This window comes from Tsukamurella sp. PLM1, from assembly GCF_023168325.1.
Classification (GTDB): Bacteria; Actinomycetota; Actinomycetes; order Mycobacteriales; family Mycobacteriaceae; genus Tsukamurella.
The window spans coordinates 1,062,456-1,079,242 of the sequence record NZ_AP025688.1 but is presented as its reverse complement, the minus strand read 5'-3'; the positions used below and the strand labels follow the sequence as shown (position 1 = coordinate 1,079,242).

15 protein-coding genes and 6 pseudogenes are annotated in these 16,787 nt (G+C 71.9%); 3 read left to right on the top strand and 18 right to left on the bottom strand.

Features of this window, described 5'->3' with window-relative positions:
* Nucleotides 1–22: 22 nt before the first annotated feature.
* Nucleotides 23–1,190 (top strand): annotated as a pseudogene (gene glgA / locus MTP03_RS05775) (glycogen synthase); the annotation flags it as partial.
* Nucleotides 1,191–1,234: 44 nt separating this feature from the next.
* On the opposite strand, the gene MTP03_RS05770 reads toward glgA, so the two are convergent.
* The 5 genes and pseudogenes from MTP03_RS05770 to MTP03_RS05750 form a co-directional block, all read right to left on the bottom strand.
* A complete protein-coding gene (locus MTP03_RS05770) occupies nucleotides 1,235–1,717 on the bottom strand; it encodes a hypothetical protein (RefSeq protein WP_248492051.1) in 483 nt (160 codons plus the stop codon).
* Nucleotides 1,714–2,082 carry a putative RNA methyltransferase gene (locus MTP03_RS05765; protein WP_248491097.1) on the bottom strand — a complete coding sequence of 123 codons (369 nt, stop codon included), beginning with the start codon at nucleotides 2,080–2,082 and terminating at the stop codon, nucleotides 1,714–1,716. The genes MTP03_RS05770 and MTP03_RS05765 overlap by 4 nt, the downstream gene beginning before the upstream one ends.
* A gap of 76 nt (nucleotides 2,083–2,158) precedes the next feature.
* Nucleotides 2,159–2,325: pseudogene (locus MTP03_RS05760) on the bottom strand (DUF3117 domain-containing protein).
* A 111-nt stretch (nucleotides 2,326–2,436) separates the two neighbouring features.
* A complete protein-coding gene (locus tag MTP03_RS05755) occupies nucleotides 2,437–2,757 on the bottom strand; it encodes a DivIVA domain-containing protein (RefSeq protein WP_248491096.1) in 321 nt (106 codons plus the stop codon).
* Between the two features lie 7 nt (nucleotides 2,758–2,764).
* Nucleotides 2,765–3,607, bottom strand: a complete 843-nt coding sequence (locus MTP03_RS05750; protein ID WP_371820896.1) for an erythromycin esterase family protein — start codon at nucleotides 3,605–3,607, stop codon at nucleotides 2,765–2,767.
* Between the two features lie 77 nt (nucleotides 3,608–3,684).
* Here MTP03_RS05750 and MTP03_RS23425 point away from each other — a divergent pair.
* Nucleotides 3,685–4,518, top strand: a pseudogene (locus MTP03_RS23425) (MerR family transcriptional regulator); the annotation flags it as partial.
* A gap of 254 nt (nucleotides 4,519–4,772) precedes the next feature.
* Here MTP03_RS23425 and MTP03_RS05740 read toward each other — a convergent pair.
* The 10 genes and pseudogenes from MTP03_RS05740 to mgtE all read right to left on the bottom strand — a co-directional run bounded on the left by MTP03_RS05740 (nucleotide 4,773) and on the right by mgtE (nucleotide 13,057).
* Nucleotides 4,773–4,892 carry a transcriptional regulator gene (locus tag MTP03_RS05740; RefSeq protein WP_248492050.1) on the bottom strand — a complete coding sequence of 40 codons (120 nt, stop codon included), beginning with the start codon at nucleotides 4,890–4,892 and terminating at the stop codon, nucleotides 4,773–4,775.
* 13 nt (nucleotides 4,893–4,905) lie between these two features.
* On the bottom strand, nucleotides 4,906–5,079 hold the full coding sequence (locus tag MTP03_RS05735) for a transcriptional regulator (RefSeq protein ID WP_248491095.1): 174 nt from the start codon (nucleotides 5,077–5,079) through the stop codon (nucleotides 4,906–4,908).
* Complete coding sequence (locus MTP03_RS05730) at nucleotides 5,079–5,552, bottom strand: hypothetical protein (protein WP_248491094.1); 474 nt, start codon at nucleotides 5,550–5,552, stop codon at nucleotides 5,079–5,081. Before MTP03_RS05730 ends, MTP03_RS05735 begins: the two co-directional genes overlap by 1 nt.
* 64 nt (nucleotides 5,553–5,616) lie before the next feature.
* Nucleotides 5,617–6,550, bottom strand: a pseudogene (locus MTP03_RS05725) (glucosyl-3-phosphoglycerate synthase).
* Entirely contained in the window at nucleotides 6,547–7,425 is an 879-nt protein-coding gene (gene folP / locus MTP03_RS05720; RefSeq protein WP_248491093.1) for a dihydropteroate synthase, read from the bottom strand. Before folP ends, MTP03_RS05725 begins: the two are co-directional and overlap by 4 nt.
* A 1-nt stretch (nucleotide 7,426) precedes the next feature.
* Nucleotides 7,427–9,238: a long-chain-acyl-CoA synthetase gene (locus MTP03_RS05715; RefSeq protein WP_248491092.1), complete on the bottom strand. Its 1,812-nt coding sequence runs from the start codon at nucleotides 9,236–9,238 to the stop codon at nucleotides 7,427–7,429.
* Nucleotides 9,239–9,248: 10 nt separating this feature from the next.
* Nucleotides 9,249–9,797: a TIGR00730 family Rossman fold protein gene (locus tag MTP03_RS05710; protein ID WP_248491091.1), complete on the bottom strand. Its 549-nt coding sequence runs from the start codon at nucleotides 9,795–9,797 to the stop codon at nucleotides 9,249–9,251.
* Nucleotides 9,794–10,578 (bottom strand): annotated as a pseudogene (locus tag MTP03_RS05705) (TIGR00730 family Rossman fold protein). The gene MTP03_RS05710 and the pseudogene MTP03_RS05705 overlap by 4 nt, the downstream one beginning before the upstream one ends.
* 10 nt (nucleotides 10,579–10,588) lie before the next feature.
* Nucleotides 10,589–11,690 (bottom strand): annotated as a pseudogene (gene dapE / locus MTP03_RS05700) (succinyl-diaminopimelate desuccinylase).
* A gap of 14 nt (nucleotides 11,691–11,704) precedes the next feature.
* Nucleotides 11,705–13,057, bottom strand: a complete 1,353-nt coding sequence (mgtE, locus tag MTP03_RS05695; RefSeq protein ID WP_248491090.1) for a magnesium transporter — start codon at nucleotides 13,055–13,057, stop codon at nucleotides 11,705–11,707.
* 82 nt (nucleotides 13,058–13,139) lie between these two features.
* Here mgtE and dapD point away from each other — a divergent pair, with 82 nt between their 5' ends.
* Nucleotides 13,140–14,090: a 2,3,4,5-tetrahydropyridine-2,6-dicarboxylate N-succinyltransferase gene (gene dapD / locus MTP03_RS05690; RefSeq protein ID WP_248491089.1), complete on the top strand. Its 951-nt coding sequence runs from the start codon at nucleotides 13,140–13,142 to the stop codon at nucleotides 14,088–14,090.
* 30 nt (nucleotides 14,091–14,120) lie between these two features.
* On the opposite strand, the gene MTP03_RS05685 is transcribed toward dapD, so the two are convergent.
* From MTP03_RS05685 to dapC, 3 genes are all read right to left on the bottom strand, one after another.
* Nucleotides 14,121–14,522, bottom strand: coding sequence for a hypothetical protein (locus MTP03_RS05685; protein WP_248491088.1), 402 nt, complete (start codon nucleotides 14,520–14,522; stop codon nucleotides 14,121–14,123).
* 274 nt (nucleotides 14,523–14,796) lie between these two features.
* Nucleotides 14,797–15,687, bottom strand: a complete 891-nt coding sequence (locus MTP03_RS05680) for a DUF692 family multinuclear iron-containing protein (protein ID WP_248491087.1) — start codon at nucleotides 15,685–15,687, stop codon at nucleotides 14,797–14,799.
* Nucleotides 15,684–16,787, bottom strand: a complete 1,104-nt coding sequence (gene dapC, locus MTP03_RS05675) for a succinyldiaminopimelate transaminase (protein WP_248491086.1) — start codon at nucleotides 16,785–16,787, stop codon at nucleotides 15,684–15,686. The genes MTP03_RS05680 and dapC overlap by 4 nt, the downstream gene beginning before the upstream one ends.

Below are 16,787 nucleotides of genomic sequence, written 5' to 3'. Positions count from 1 at the left end.
CCCACGCTCTAGCGTGAACGCCATGCGCGTAGCGATGATGACGAGGAGTTCCCACCGGAGGTGTACGGCGGCGCCGGTGTGCACGTGACCGAGCTCGTGAGTCGCCTGCGCGAGCTGTGCGACGTGGACGTGCACTGCATGGGCGCGCCCCGCCCGGAGATGAACGGCGTCACCGTCTCCGGACCGGACCCGGAGCTCGCGGGCGCCAACACCGCGCTGGAGATGTTCTCCACCGATCTGCGCATGGCGCACGTGGCCGCGGGCGCGGAGGTGGTGCACAGTCACACCTGGTACACGGGCTTGGCCGGGCACGTCGCCGGACAGCTCTACGGGGTGCCGCACATCCTGACCGCGCACTCCCTGGAGCCGCATCGCCCGTGGAAGGCCGAGCAACTGGGCGGGGTTACCGCCTCTCCAGCTGGGCCGAGCGCAACGCCGTCGAGTACGCCGATGCGGTGATCGCCGTCAGCCGCGGCATGGCGGACGACGTCCTCGACGCCTACCCGAACCTCGACCCCGCACGGGTCCACGTGGTACTCAACGGGATCGACTCGCAGGTGTGGCACCCCTCCCCCGTCTTCGGCGAGGACTCCCCACTGGTCGAGCGCGGCGTCGACCCGGATCGCCCCATCGCAGCGTTCGTCGGCCGCATCACGCGGCAGAAGGGCGTGAAGCACCTCGTGGCCGCGGCCCACCACTTCGACCCCGAGATCCAGCTCGTGCTCTGCGCCGGCGCGCCGGACACGCCGGAGATCGCCGCCGAGACCGCGAACGCGGTGGCCGAGCTCGCCGAGTCCCGGGACGGCGTGCACTGGGTGCAGGACATGTTGCCCACTCCGAAGGTGCGCGAGATCCTCAGCGCCGCCACGGTGTTCGTGTGCCCCTCGGTGTACGAACCGCTGGGCATCGTCAACCTCGAGGCGATGGCGTGCGGCACGGCGGTCGTCGCCTCGGACGTGGGCGGTATTCCCGAGGTGGTGGTCGACGGCGTCACCGGCACGCTGGTGCACTACGACGAGGCCGACACCGCCGCCTTCGAGGCGGACCTCGCCGCCGCCGTCAACGCGGTCTGCGCCGACCCGGCGCGCGCGGCCGCGTTCGGCACCGCCGGCCGGGAGCGGGCGATCGCCGACTTCAGCTGGGAGTCGATCGCCGCGCAGACGCTCGAGGTGTATCGGCACGCGCTCGCAGCGCGGGCTGACGAGCCCGACGGTGCCGCGGCCCCGTCGGGCGCCTACCGCGCGGCGTACACGCTGACGGTGCCCGACGCCGTCACGGCCGCGGTTCCTTCGGCGGTGAGGCGGGCGATCGCCGAGGCCCGCTCGGACGGCGAGCCATGATGCGCGCTCGGCCCCATCGCCACGAGGTCCGTCGCGGCGCCGGCCGTGAGATCCATCACCCACTCGTGCTTCTCGCGCGAGATCAGCGAGAAGTCGTGCAGCGCACTGTCGAGCCGCGCGACCTTCCCCTCCTCGACCGAGATCATGCCCAGCGGCTCCACCAGCTCCCGCAGGTGCCGTGGGCCCGGCGTGAGCACCACCAGCCGGCCGCCCGGCGCGAGCACCCGCGCGAACTCGGCCGCATTGCGCGGCGCGAAGACCGACAGTACGGCGGAGACGGCACCGTCGGCCACGGGTAGGCGTCCCCAGCCGTTCGCGACCACCGATCCGATCGACGGTCCGCGCCGCGCGGTGCGGCGGGCCGCGGGCTTGCTCAGGTCCAGGCCGACGCCGGTGCCGCCCCGGGCCGCGACCGCGCGCGCCAGATAGCTCCCTCCCCGGCGCCGCAGTCGAGCACGGGGCCGTCGGGGGCGCCGGCGGCGGCGTCCGCCACTGCAGCGTGGAAGGTCTCGTAGTGCCCGGTCCCGAAGAACCGCTCCCGCGCGCCGATCATGTCGGCGTCGTCCGCGATGAGGCCGCTCGCGTCTCCGGCGAGCAGCGAGACGTAGCCCTGCCGGGCCACGTCGAAGGAGTGCCCCGCGGGACAGAGCAGCGTGCCGCCGTCGGCGTCCAGCTCCCCTCCGCAGTGCGGGCAGGCGAGTACCGGCAGCACCGCGGCGAGGCCGGGTGGGACGGCTGCCATGGGATCACCCCGTCAATGAGAAGATCCCGCACGGCACCGCCGCACGGGATCTCGAGTGGAATACGACTGACCAGCGTCAGGCGGTGACGCCGCGCAACTCCTCGCCGAGCGCCGCGGCCTCGTCCGGCGTGAGCTCCACCACGAGACGTCCACCGCCCTCCAGGGGTACGCGCATCACGATGCCGCGCCCCTCCTTGGTCGCCTCCAAGGGCCGTCCCCCGTACGTGGCTTCATCGCCGCCATCCGTTGCTCCCTTCAGATCCTTCACCCGCCCCGGGCACGCCCGAACCGAGTCCGCTGTTCATTCTAGCCTGTGCGCTGCGACGATCGTCGCGGACTACGGGCAACCGGCCCTCACTCGGCTGCGTCGCGCTCCTCCGTCGGGGTCGGCGCACCGTCCCGCTCAGCGGCCAGTTGCGTGCGCAGCACATCGATCTCGCGGGCGAGTCTCTCGAGTGCCCAATCCACCTCGGCGGGCTTGTACCCGCGTACCACCTGCTGGAATCGCAGCGCACGTACGTCGGCCCCCGCCACGTCCTCCGCGGGGAGCACCGTGGGCGTGGCGCCCGTCTCCAGCGGCGGGGTCTCGTCGCCGCGGCCGAAGACGAGCGCCGCCACCCCGTAGAGCACCGCGGCCACGGCCAGCAGGCCCAGGGCGTACAGCACGATCACCATGAGGCCATCATGCCCGAACCTCCCGCAGGAAGAGCACGCCGTCCGCGTCCGCGAGGTGCTCGGGCGCCAACGGGAAGTACGCCCCGCGCGCGTCGCGATCCGTCCGCTCGGTCGCACACTCCGCCGGTCCGGCGAGATCCGCCGCCCGGTACAACCGGGCCGCGGCGGTCTGATGCCGGTACAGCTCGCCCTCGACGGTGCCCGGCGCGGGCGCACCGAGGCCGTGCGCGGGTGCCGCGCCGATCGCCATGGGCACGAACCGGTACGCGCCGCCCAGCCGCGCAGCGGCCTGCGCCCCGGCGCTGAACCACCGCACCCGGTGCGGACCCATCCGCATCTCGCTGGGCTCGCGCTGCAGGTGCAGGTTGTGCGCGAACACCACAGTCGGGCCGCGCCCTGCCTCCCGCTCGGCGATCGCGAGCAGGTTCGCGCCCATCATGGCGTCCCGCTGTGCGCTGAGCCGCCCCAGCCGATCGGGCGTGTCGGTCGCCATGATGGCGTGGTACCGCAGCAGTCCGACGGCGGTGCGGGCGTCCGCCGCCACCCGGAAGCGGCTCTCTCCCGACGGTGCCAGTGCCGGCCCGCAGGCGTCCGCCGCCGCGCACAGGTCGTCGGCGAGCAGCCGCAGGCGGTCCGCCTCCGGCGTCCGCCCGACGGACCGTTCGGCGTGGTACATCGCGGACTCGTCCGTCCAGCGCGCGTCGGCGCCGGCCAGTTCCTCGATCTCCGCTGTATGCACGGGCGCGCCGCCGTCCGCCGCGACCACCGCGGCGTGCAGGCGCAGCACGTACTCCCGTGGGCTCGGTGCCGCGGCCATCTCCATCGGGCCGTCGAATCCGTAGAACCGCACGGGGTCGGGAGCTCCGCGTTGATCTCCCGGAGCCGGTCCAGCAGCTCCCGCGCGGCGTCGAGCCGGTGCACGTAAGGATGACTGAACCCCTCGGTGAGAACGCGCTCGGGGTCCACATCGGCGCCGGCGATGTAGTCGTTCACCAGCGGCCCGCGGTGCAGGTCCGATTCGACCGCGATCGAGCGGTAGCCACCGCGCAGGATCAGGTCCTCGACGACGTCGTTGCGGGTCCGCAGGATCTCCTCGGATCCGTGCATGGGCTCGCCGATGGCGAGAAGTCGGGGCGGGACGGACAGGTCGGCGGTGAACGAGACGAGGTCGAGATCATGCGAAGTCATTCACTTAACGTTATCGTTGAACGATCCGTTGAGACTTCGCGCAGAAAATCCCAGTTACATGCCGCAGAACCCTCGAACCGACCTGCGTCCCGTCGACCTCGCGCGGCCGCACGGGCTGTCCACCCAGGCGGTCCGGAACTACGAGGAACAGGGGATCCTTCCCCGGCCAGCCGCACCGCGACGGGGTACCGGATGTACACCGAGCGGCACCGTCTGGCCCTCGCGGCGTTCATGGCGCTCGCCCCCGGCTGCGGCCACGCCCGGGCCGCCGCGGTCCTGCGCGCGGTCCACGACGGCGACCTCGAGTCCGCGTTCGCGCTGCTCGACGCCGCGCACTCCGAACTCGCGGGCGACCGGGCGGTCCTGCGCCAGGTACGGATCGCCCTGGGCGACCTCGACGAGCCGCTCCCCACCGACGACGCGTCACCACTGTTCGTGGGCGACCTCGCGCGGATGATCGGCGTCGTGCCCGCCACGATCCGGACCTGGGAGCGCGCGGGAATCGTTCGCCCACAGCGCGATCGCGCCACCGGCTACCGCGTCTACCGGGCCGCCGACGTGCGCGACGCCCGGATGGCCGAGCAGTTGCGGCGCGGCGGGTACGGACTGTCCCGGATCGCGCGACTGGTCGAGCACGTGCGGGCCGCCGGCGGCGTCGTGCCGCTGCGCGACACGCTCGACGGCTGGCAGCAGGCGCTCACCTCGGGGCCGCGCGCTCCTCGCGGGCGCCGCCGGCCTGGACGCGCTACTCGGCTCAGAATCCTCGGCCGGGCCGCCGCGAGCGGACGACGCGCACTCATGACGCCGGAGAATCGGCTTTCCCGAGCTCACCCCTCCGCGATCGCCCGCAGCGCCTCGAGGTGCGACGCGAACGCCGCGCGGCCCTGCGCGGTGAGCGAGAGCCAGGTGCGGGGACGCTTGCCCACGTAGCCCTTCTTGATCTTCACGTAACCGGCGGCCTCAAGCTGTGCGGCCTGCTTGGACAGCACGGAGTCCGAGTTCCACCGCGTCACGGACGGCGGCGAACTCGGCGTTCTCCACTTTGGCCAGCGCCGCGACGATGGAGAACCGCACGGGGGCGTGGATCACGTCGTCGAGCCGGTGGCGAGCATGGCCGCCGTCGGTGGCGGTCATCAGCGCCCCAGCGTGCGGTACGAACGCGCCGCGACCAGGCCCGGGATCAGCGCGGCGACCGCTGCCACCGCAGTCACCGCCCACGGCACGCCGCGCTCTTCACCCATCCAGACCTGCAGCGCCACATAGGCGAGGTAGACGCACATCGAGACCATGAACCCCGCGAGGTACCGGTTCCGGAACCCTCGCGGCGCGGAGGACGCCCCGCGGAACGCCAGCATCGACACCACGATCATCCCGATGTACACGGCCATCGACACCCAGAACCCCACCACCTGCACCCGATCCGATGCCGCCGGGTCACCGGTGGTCAGACGTAGCGAGATGATCAGCAGCGCGATCGCGAACGCGACGATGACCGTGCCCCACTGCAATCGGGAGCGATCCGAATCCGTCACCACGGCGGACCGATCGGCGACGGCGAGCGCGCGGCGCGCCTCCTCGGGAGTCGGGGTCGAGGACTGCTCGGACATGGCGGGTTCCCTTCGTGGTGTTCCTACCACAGTAGAAACTACTTTCCACACAGTCAAGTAGTTTCTAAAGGCGACGCAGCGAAGTCACCGGCGGGCGGTCCTCGAGGTTCAGATCCGTGGTGACCTCGGTGAACCGGTCCTCCGGCCCCGGCTCGGCCAGGTACTGCGTGATCCCGGCACCCGAATCCTCGATGCCGCAGCGGCGCAGCGCGGTGCCCAGGATCTGCCGGCTCATCACGCCGAGGTCGCGCAGGTCGCGATTGCGGTGCTTGCGCACCGACAGGTTGACCTGGGCGATGCCGCCCATGCCGTACCGCGCCTCGGCGTCCAGCAGCAGCCCGATCTCCACGCCGTACCCCGGCGCGAAGGGCACCGACCCGAGGAACTCCCGGGTGCCGGCGTACTCGCCGCCCAGCGGCTGCAGAATCACCCGCAGCGGGGGGCGGAGCGCGGCGAGCAGAGGCCGCGCGACCAACTCGGTGACCCGGCCGCCACCGGTCGGATCCTCGCCCTGCTTGAACACGCGCAGCGGGCGCCGGTAGTACGCCTTCACCAGGTGGACCTCTGGATGGAACAGCATGGGCCCCAACAGCCGCGGCACGTACCGGGGATCGGGCTCGATGAGGTCCGAGTCGATGAACGCGATGAGATCACCCGACGACGCCGCGACCCCGCGCCACAGCGCCTCGCCCTTGCCCGGCACCGGCGGCAGCCCGGGATCGCCTCCTCGCGGCTGATCACCGTGGCGCCCGCCGCGCGGCCCGCGCGGCGGTGGCGTCGGTGGAACCCGAGTCCAACACGATCAGCTCGTCCACGAGGGTGCCGAGCAGCGGGACGATCGTCGCCACGACCGCGCCCACCGTCTCCTCCTCGTTCAGCGCGGGGAGCACCACGGACACCGTGCGGCCGTCCTTCGCCGCGATCAGCTCCTCGACGGTCCAGGCAGGCTCCGCGAAGAACCGCTCGCTCGAATGCGCCTGCGGCGCCTCCCCGCTCACGCCAGGCCCCGCACGGTGCGGGCCGGCGGGCGGGCGCCGTCGATCGACGCCACCATCTCCACCACCCGGCGCGTGTCCGCCACCTGATGCACCCGGAACATGCGGGCGCCCGCGTGCGCGGCGAGGGCCGTCGCGGCCAGCGTGCCGGCCACCCGTTCTTCGAGCCCCGCGTCCAGGGTCTCGCCGATGAAGTCCTTGTTGGACAGGGCCATCAGCACCGGCCAGCCCGTGGCGACGAGCTGGTCCAGGTGCCGCAGCAGCGCCAGCCCGTGGTGGGTGTTCTTGCCGAAGTCGTGCGTGGGATCGATGACGATGCCGTCCTCGCGCACCCCGGCGGCGAACGCCGCTTCGGCTGCGGCGGTGAGCTTCTCGCGCACGTCCGCGACCACGTCCGGGTACCGCACCCGGTACGGCCGCGAGCGGGGCACCGCGCCGCCGGTGTGCGAGCACACCAGCCCCGCACCGGTGGCCGCCGCCACCCGCGGAAGGTCCGGGTCCGCACCCGCCCAGGTGTCGTTGATCAGGTCGGCGCCGGCGTCGACGGCGGCCTCCGCGACCGACGCCCGCCAGGTGTCCACGCTGATCAGCAGGTCGGGGTGCCGCTCACGGACCTGCGCGATGAACGGCACGGTGCGAGCGATCTCCTCGGTCGCGTCCACCTTCTGGCCCGGTCCGGCCTTCACGCCGCCCACGTCCACGACGTCGGCCCCTTCGGCCACTGCCGCGTCCACCCGCTCGAGCGCGGCGTCCACGGCGAAGTAGCTGCCGCGGTCGTAGAACGAGTCGGGCGTGCGGTTGATGATCGCCATCACCAGTGCCCGGTCCACGGGAACCGGCCTGCCGCAGAAGGAGTCGCGCACAGCGAGCGGCGTCATGTCAGTTGCGCAGATCCGGGACCTTGGCTGCCGCGACATCGGCCGCGTAGCCGTCGTAGGCGGGCACGTAACCGTCGGCCCCGCCGACGAACACGTACAGCGGATCGGCGCCGGTGTCCGCGAAGCCCTGCTTGCGCAGCTCGCCCTTGAGGCTCTTGAACGTCGACGTCACCTCCAGGCTCGGCACGACGCGCACGAACAGCGGGATCGCGTAGCCGGGCAGGTCGTTCCGCAGCCCTCGTGCGAGCGCGGCACCGTCGAAGTCATGGCCCTCGGCGAGCTTCACCGCGGCCATGCCGGCCTTGCCGTCCGCCCCGTCGATCGCGACGCCGTACACGATCGCGCCCTCCACCTGGTCGGCCTCGTCGAGCGCGCCCTCCACCTCGGTGGTGGCCACGTTCTCGCCCTTCCAGCGGAAGGTGTCGCCGAGTCGGTCGACGAAGGCGATGTGCGAGAACCCCTGGTTCGTCACCACGTCCCCCGTGTTGAACCACACGTCGCCGTCCTTGAACCCGTCGCGGATCAGCTTGGCGTCGTTGGCCTTCCCATCGGTGTAGCCGTCGAACGGTGCCGCCTTGGTGATCTTGGTCAGCAGCAGGCCGTTCTGCCCGCGCTTGACCCGCTTCATCCGGCCGCGCGAATCACGCAGCGGCCCCGCAGAATCCAGGTCGTACTCCACGACCGCGTGCGGCAGCGGGCACAGTCCGACGGTGCCCTCCACGTCGAACACGTTGACGAACGCGATATTGGTCTCGCTGGCGGCGTAGAACTCCATGATCCGGTCGATCCCGAAGCGCTCCTGGAACTCCCGCCAGATCTCCGGGCGCATGCCGTTGCCCGCGGCCACCCGGATGGTGTTCGACCGGTCGCTCGGCTTGGCGGGCTGGTTGAGGAGGTAGCGGCAGATCTCCCCGATGTAGATGAACATCGTGGCCGAGTTCTCATTGGCCTCGTCCCAGAACTTCGACGCGGAGAACTTGCGCCCGATCGCGAGCGTGGCGCCAGCGACCAGCACCGAGCCGAGCGCTACCAGCGCGGCGTTGTTGTGGTACAGCGGCAACGGGCAGTACATCACGTCGTCGGGGCGCATCCGCACGGCGGTCGCGCCGAATCCGGACATGCCCTTGAGCCATCGGTAGTGCGTCATGATCGACGCCTTGGGCATGCCGGTGGTGCCCGAAGTGAACACGTAGAACGCCCGGGTGGTCGCGGGAAGCGTGGCGGTCACGGGAAGGTTCTCGGTGGCCTGCGGGTCCTGGGCGCGGATCTCGCGGGCCTGCTGGGCCAGCGCCTCGACGGTCAGCAGCACGCCGTCCGCGGGGCGGTCCGCGGGATCGAGCGAGTCGAAGGCCTCGAGATCCTCCTCGTCGGTGACGATCGTGCCGGTATCGAGGATGTTCAGGCTGTGCGCGAGAACCGCCCCGCGCTGGTTGTAGTTCACCAGCCCCGCCGTGGCGCCCACCTTCACGATGGCCAGCATCACCAGCACCATCTGTGGGTGGTTGTGCATGACCACGCCCACCACGTCGCCCACCTTCACGCCGCGCCGCAACAGCACGCGCGCATAGGTGTTGACGGTGGCGTTCGCCTCGCCGTAGCCGATCCCCTCGCCGTGGAAGCGGAGGAAGTCGCGCGCCGGGTACTGCGCGGCCCGCTTCTGGAACACCGTGCCGATGGTCTCCTTGCTGCTCTGCGAACGCAGCAGGATGGACGGCCCCTCTTTGATCAGCAGGGGTAGGTCGGGAATGATCTTGCGCACGCCCTTGGCCAGATCACCGACACCGACGATGCTGTTCTTCTGCGGGGAACTCACAGCGGCGAGCCTACCGCGCGGAGGTTCCGCCCCGGCACGCGTCGAGCGCGCCCGTGACGTCCGTCGCACGCTGCAGCCGGCCGAGAGCCGCGTCACCGACGAAACCCCGCGCCTTGAGCCCGTCGAGCCAGTCCAGCAGCGGCGTGTAGAAGCCGTCGTGGTCGAGCAGCACGACCGGCTTGTCGTGCATCGACAGATAGCCCGCGGTCCACGCCTCGAAGAACTCCTCCAGGGTGCCCACACCACCCGGCAGCACCAGGAAGGCTTCCGCGTTGTCGTCCATGAGCTGCTTGCGCTCGCGCATGGTGGCGACCACCAGCAGTTCGTCGGCGCCGTGATCGGCGACCTCGCGGTCCACCAGCGCCGTCGGGATCACCCCGAGCGTGTGCGCGCCGCCGTCGCGCGCCGCCTGCGCCACAGCGCCCATCATCGACACGTGCCCGCCGCCCCACACCAGCGAATCACCGCCGGCGGCGATGCCCTTGCCCACCTCGGCCGCGAGCGCGATGTACTCGTCGGCGACGGGGCGGGACGCGCAGAACACCGCGATCGCCGTCACGAGGGGTCCACCTTCGACGCCTCGGCCTCGCGCGCCGCGTCCGCGCGTCGGATGATCTCGATCGCCTCGTCCACCGAGTCCGTCACCGTCAGCAGGTCCGCGTCGCCGGCCGACACCATGCCCTGTTCGGTGAGCGTGCCTCGATCCAGTCCACGAGCCCGCCCCAGTAGTCCGAACCCAGCAGCACGATCGGGAACCGCGTCACCTTCTGGGTCTGCACCAGTGTGAGCGCCTCGAAGAGCTCGTCCAGCGTCCCGAAACCGCCCGGGAGGCAGACGAACGCCTGCGCGTACTTGACGAACATCGTCTTGCGCACGAAGAAGTAGCGGAAGTTGATGCCGAGATCGACCCAGTCGTTGAGGCCCTGCTCGAAGGGCAGCTCGATGCCCAGCCCCACCGAGAGCCCGTCGGCGTCCTTGGCCCCGCGGTTGGCCGCCTCCATCGCGCCCGGCCCGCCGCCGGTGATGACGGCGTAGCCCGCCCGGACCAGCCCGGCACCCAGCTCGCGGCCGATCGCGTACTCGCGCGAATCCTGTTTGATCCGTGCGGAACCGAAGACGGTGACCGCCCGCGGCAGCTCGGCGAGCGCGCCGAAGCCCTCGACGAACTCGGCCTGGATCCGCATCACCCGCCAGGGGTCGCGGTGCAGCCAGTCGGCGTCGTCCGCGTTCGCGAGGAGCCGCTGGTCGGTGGTCGACGATTCCGTCGCCGCCACGCCCTGCACCCGCACGGGGCCGCGGTAGCGCAGGTACTCGTCGTGAGGCTTCTTCTCGGCTGCCATGAACCACACGCTATCCGGCGAGGAACGCGCGCAGCACGGCGGCCACCTCGGTGATCTGCGCGGTCTCGACGTGCTCGTCGCGCTTGTGCGCGTAGTTCGGATCTCCGGGCCGAAGTTGACCGCAGGATCCCCAACGCGGCGAAGCGCGAGACATCGGTCCACCCGTACTTGGCGCGGAACCGGCCGCCGGCGGCGGCAACCAGCTTCGCCGCGGCCGGGGCGCCGAGACCGGGCAGCGCGCCGGGCGCGGCGTCGGTGACCTCGAAGGCGAGCGCACCGTCGGCCAGCGGGCCGGCCAGGACCTCCCGGACGTGGGCCACGGCATCGTCGACGCTGCGGTCCGGCGCGAACCGGAAATTGACGTCCACGAACGCCTCGTCGGGAACGACGTTGCCGGCGACTCCCTCGATCCGCACGGCGGACAGGCCCTCGCGGTACTCGCAGCCGTCGATGTCGACGGTGCGCGCGGAGTAGGACTGCAGGGCGGTGAGGACGGGGCCGAGCTTGTGGACGGCGTTGTCGCCCAACCACGACCGGGCGCTGTGCGCGCGGACGCCGCCCGCCGTGATGCGCACGCGGATGGTGCCCTGGCAGCCGGCCTCGATGAGTCCGCCCGAGGGCTCGCCGAGGATCGCGACGTCGGCGGCCAGCCACTCGGGGAGCTCGCGTTCGATACGGCCGAGACCGTTGAACCGCGAGGCGATCTCCTCGCACTCGTAGAAGATCAGGGTCAGGTCGTAGGCGGGGTCGGCCATCGTGGCGGCGAGGTGCAGGAACACCGCGTCGCCGCTCTTCATGTCGACGGTGCCGCAGCCGTGGAGGACGTCGATCGACTCTCCCGTCGCTGCGCTCGCCACGACCTCGCGGCGGCTGGGCACGTTGTCGGCGATCGGCACGGTGTCGAGGTGGCCCGCGAGCATCACTCGTTGCGGCCGGCCACGATTCGTGCGCGCGAGCACGTTGTTTCCCACCCGCAGCACCTCGAACCGGCCCAGCGCGCGCAGCGCGGCCCCCACCTCGGTCGCGATCCTCTCCTCGTCGTGGCTCACGCTGGGGATGTCCACCAGCGCGGCGGTGAGGTCGATCGGGTTCTGGGTGATGTCGAGGCACAGCCCCAGCGTAGTGCTCAGAGCCCGAGGATCGCCTCGGCGATCAGGAAGTACAGGATCAGGCCCGTCGCGTCGACGAAGGTGCTGATGAACGGGTTGGAGAAGACCGCCGGGTCGACCCGGATCGACTTCGCGACGATCGGCATGAGCCCGCCGACCGACGCCGACATGGTGCACACCCCCAGTAGGGTCGCGCCGATCACCAGTCCCACATCGGTGCCGAACAGGGCGCCGGCGATCACCGCGCCGAGGCCGCCGAGCACCAGTCCCAGCGTCGCCCCGACCCGGATCTCCCGGCCCAGCACCCGCACCGCGTCGCGCGGGGTGACGTCGCCGAGCGCGAGCGCGCGGGTCACGGTGGTCGCGGCCTGGTTGCCCGTGTTGCCGCCGGTGCCGATGATGAGCGGCACGAACAGCGACAGCACCACCATCTCCTGGAGGCTGTCCTCGAAGACCGAGAGCACCTTGACCGTCAGCGTCGCCCCGATGGCCAGCACCAGCAGCCACACCACCCGCGAGCGGACCAGCGTCCGGACCGGGGTCGACAGGTAGGGCCGGTTCAGCGGCTCCACACCGCCCTGGCGCGCGGCGTCCTCGCTCTCGGCCTCCTCGAGGATGCGGAGCGCGTCGTCGACGGTGAGGATGCCGACGAGCCGGTCCTCGTCGTCGACGATCGGCATCACCAGCAGGCGCTGTTCCGCGCAGCGTCGGGCGGCTTCCTCGGCCGACTCCCGCGCCCGGGCGGTGCCGGCGACGTTCATGATCTCGCTGACCGGGGTGTCGGGCGCGCTGCGCATCAGCCCGCGCAGCCCGACGATACCGACGAGCACCCGTCCGGGGCCGACGACGGGAATGCCGTAGATGGTCTCGACGTCGTCGATGCGGGCCTGCACCGCCCCGAGCGCGTGTTCCGCCGTGTAGTCGGGGTGGACGGAGACGAACTCGGGCGTCATCTCGCGGCCGACGGAGCCCTGCGGGTAACCGAGCAGGGCCGCTGTGGCGGCGCGATCGCTCTCCGGCAGCCCGTGCAGCAGGCGCGCGGCGACGGTGGCCGGCAGCTCGTCGAGCAGCGTCACCCGGTCGTCGGGGTCGAGTTCGGCGAACAGTCCGGTGACCTGCTCGTCCTGGAGGTCGCGGATGAGCTCGCCCTGCAGCGGTGCGTCGAGGGACTCGAAGACGGTGAGCGCCTCGTCCTTCGCCAGCAGGCGGAAGACGACGGCCCGGTCCTTGCGGCCGAGACGTTCGAGGACATCGGCGATCTCGTGCGAGGTCAGCGGTGCGATGAGGGCCGCGACCGTGGTCAGGTCCCCGTCGTCGACGGCGTCGTCGATCCGGTTCGCGAGCTTGGCCGTGTCGAGTATCGAGGTCACTGAAGGCACCGTATCCGAATTCCGCGGCTCCGCAGCACGAGCGCGGACGGGCACGCGGACCTCGCCCGGTACCCTGATCGACGTGACGAATCGTGGAGCGAAGGCGTACGGACTGGCCACCATCACGGATGACGGGACGGTGCTCGACACCTGGTACCCGGCGCCGGAACTGACCGACGGCGGCGGCACCGTCGGATCGGTCCAGGATCCCGCGGGCGCGCCCGCGGAGCTGACCGCGCTGGCGGGTCCGGACACCGACCGCAAGGTGCGCACCGTCGTGGTCGAGACCACCATCGCCGATCTCGCCGCGGCGCCGGTCGACGCACACGACGTGTACCTGCGCCTGCACCTGCTCAGTCACCGCCTCGTCCAGCCGCACGGTCTGAGCCTCGAGGGCCAGTTCGGCCTGCTGGCGAACGTGGTGTGGACGAACTTCGGCCCGTGCTCCCCCGCCGGCTTCGAACTGGTGCGGGCGGCGCTGCGCAAGCGCGGCCACGTCACCGTGTACTCGCTGGACAAGTTCCCGCGCATGGTGGACTACGTGCTGCCGACCGGCGTCCGCATCGGCGACGCCGACCGCGTGCGCCTGGGCGCCCATCTCGCCGACGGGACCACCGTGATGCATGAGGGCTTCGTGAACTTCAACGCCGGCACGCTGGGCACCGCGATGGTCGAGGGCCGCATCTCCGCGGGCGTCGTCGTCGGCGACCACTCGGACGTGGGCGGCGGCGCGTCGACCATGGGCACCCTGTCGGGCGGCGGCAAGGAGATCATCGCCCTCGGCGAGCGCTGCCTGCTGGGCGCGAACTCGGGCCTCGGCATCCCGCTCGGCGACGATTGCGTCCTCGAGGCGGGCCTCTACCTGACGGCCGGCACCAAGGTGACCGGCCCGGACGGCACGCAGGTCAAGGCGCGTGAGCTGGCCGGTAGGAGCAATATGCTGTTCCGCCGTAACTCGGTGACCGGCGCGGTCGAGGTCGTGCCGTGGAAGAGCGAGGGCGTCGAACTCAACGCCGCGCTGCACAAGAACTGACGCGGGCGCGCCGGGACGGCGGCAGGCCCGTCAGGTGCCGTACACCCGGGACCCGACACGGACGACGGGCCGGCCGTGCGCCACAGCCCAGCGGCGTGCGCCGCTGCGCACCGACTCGACGGCGACCCACGCGCGCTCGGCCGCCGTGCCGTGCACGCGCAGCCAAGACAGGTACGCCCGGGCGTCGTGGGCCGAGCAGTCCGCCTTCGGGTGCGCCGCAGCGTAGTCGACGAAGCCGCCCGGCCAGCCCGGCAGGGTCCGCAGCACCGGGAGCGCCCGGGCCGCCGAGCCCGCCCGCTTCACCGCGAGGACCCGACCGGTCAGCTGCGCCCCGTCCGGGTCGAAGCCGGGCGGCACCCGCCCGGCAAGGAGGTCGGTGAGCACCGCCGCCTGGCGGTGCCGCAGCCGCTGCCGCGCCTCAGGAGGAACCACAGCTGCTCGAACTGCTCGAGCTGGAGCCGCAACTGCTGGAACCGCAACTGCTCGCGCTGCAGTTGGACCCGGAGTCGTGGCTCGAGTGGTGCGAGCCACCGTCGGAACCGCCGAAGAACCAGGCCGAACCGCCGCTTGCCGAACCGCCGCTGCCCCCGCGGGACCGCCCGCCGCGCCGCCCGCTCCGACCTCCCGCGATGGACACGCACACGGCGATCACGGCGAAAATCACGAATACTGCCACTGCGATCTCCATCCCGCACCTCCTCGTCGTTCAGTCGATCCCGAGAATCTCTCGTAGGCCCAGCATCTCGTGCCGGACGGCGGATTCGATCACGGACTCGTCACGTTCCAGCAACACTCCGGGCAATGCGCCGCCACCTGGGGAGACGCCCCCAAGAGAACGCTGTGAATCCCGCCAGACCGCGAGCAGATCCAGAACTTCCGGACATATCGGGTCGGCGTGGGTATCGAGGTAGAGGCCACGGTCGAAGCGGCCGCCCGCGATGTGCACGTACGCGACGGCCTCCAGCGGGTAGCGCCGCAACTCGTCGGCGGCGTCGGCGCCGCGCGCGGTGCACGAGGCGTAGACGTTCGCCAGGTCGAGTACCAGGCGCACCCCGGTCCGGTCGACCAGTTCCCGCAGGTAGGCGGGCTCGTCGTAGGCGTCCTCGGGCCACGCGAACAGGGCCGCGATGTTCTCCAGCGCGAGCGGCACCGGTAGCGCTGCCTGCGCGGCGCGCACGTTCTCGACGAGGACGTCGAGCGCCTCTGCGGTCCTCGGGGCGGGCATCAGGTGGCCGGCCTCGAGGACGTCGTCGTGGGGCCCGGACGCGGCCGGATCGTCGTCCAACCCGACGGTGCCCGCCCGCACGAACGCGATGTGCTCGCTGACCAGCGGCGCGTCGAGCGCGAGCGCGAGGTCCGCGAGCCGCTGCAGCCGCCCCGTGTCGGGGAAGTCGGCGCCCGCGATGCCCAGCGTCACGCCGTGCGGCACCACCGTGACGCCCAGGCGCGCCAGTTCCGCGAGCTCCGCGGGTGGGTCGGCGGGATCCACGTTCTCCGCCACGACCTCGGTGAAGGCGACGGAGCCGGACCGCGCACCGTCGAGCAACAATCCGGCGAGCTCGGGCCGCCACGCGGCCGAGACGCCGGAGATCGTCACCGGGCCAGGCGCTCGGCCGCGGCGGCGATCCGCTCGTCCGTCGCGGTCATCGCGATGCGCACGTGCTGCGCGCCCTGCGGGCCGTAGAACTCGCCGGGCGCGGCCAGGATGCCGCGCTCGGCGAGCCAGTCGACGGTGCCACGGCACGGCTCGCCCCGCGTCGACCACAAGTACAGCCCCGCCTCCGAATGGTCCACGGTGAAGCCCGCGCCGCGGACCGCGTCCACCAGCACCGCGCGGCGGGCGGCGTAGCGGGCGCGCTGCTCCGCCTCGTGCTCGTCGACCGACAGCGCGTAGGTCATGGCCGCCTGCACCGGGAACGGCACGATGGCGCCGGCGTGCTTGCGCACCGCGGCGAGGTCGGCGATGAGCGCCGGATCGCCCGCCAGGAATCCGGCTCGATACGAGGCCAGGTTCGACGTCTTCGACAGCGAGTGGATGGCGATCAGCCCGGTGGTATCGCCGTCGCACACCCGCGGGTCGAGGATCGAGACCGGCTCCGCCTCCCAGGCCAAGCCCAGGTAGCACTCGTCGGACGCCACGATCGTGTCCCGCTGGCGCGCCCACTGCACCACCTTGCGCAGGTGGTCGACGCCCAGGACCTTGCCGGTCGGGTTGGACGGGGAGTTCACGAACAGCAGCGCCGGGCGCTCGGGGCCGAGCTGGGCGGTACCGTCGGCCCGCACCGGCCGCGCCCCGGCCAGCAGCGCGCCCACCTCGTACGTCGGGTACGCGACCTCGGGGATCACCACCGTGTCGCCCGCGCCGATGCCCAGCATGGACGGCAGCTGCGCGATGGCCTCCTTGGTCCCGATCACGGGCAGGATCGCGTTCTCGGGCAGCCCGACGGTGCTGTACCGCCGGCTCAGCGCGGCCGCGGCGGCCTCACGGAGCTCGACGGTGCCGATCGTCGCGGGATAACCGGGGAAGGCGGAACCGTCGAACAGCGCCCGCCGGATGGGCTCGGCGACCGGGTCGACGGGGGTGCCGACGGAGAGGTCGACGATGCCACCGGGATGCGCGGCAGCGCGCGCCTTCGCCGCTGCCAGCGTGTCCCAGGGGAAGTCCGGCAGGCGCGCCGCGAGCGGCTCGCGAGCCAC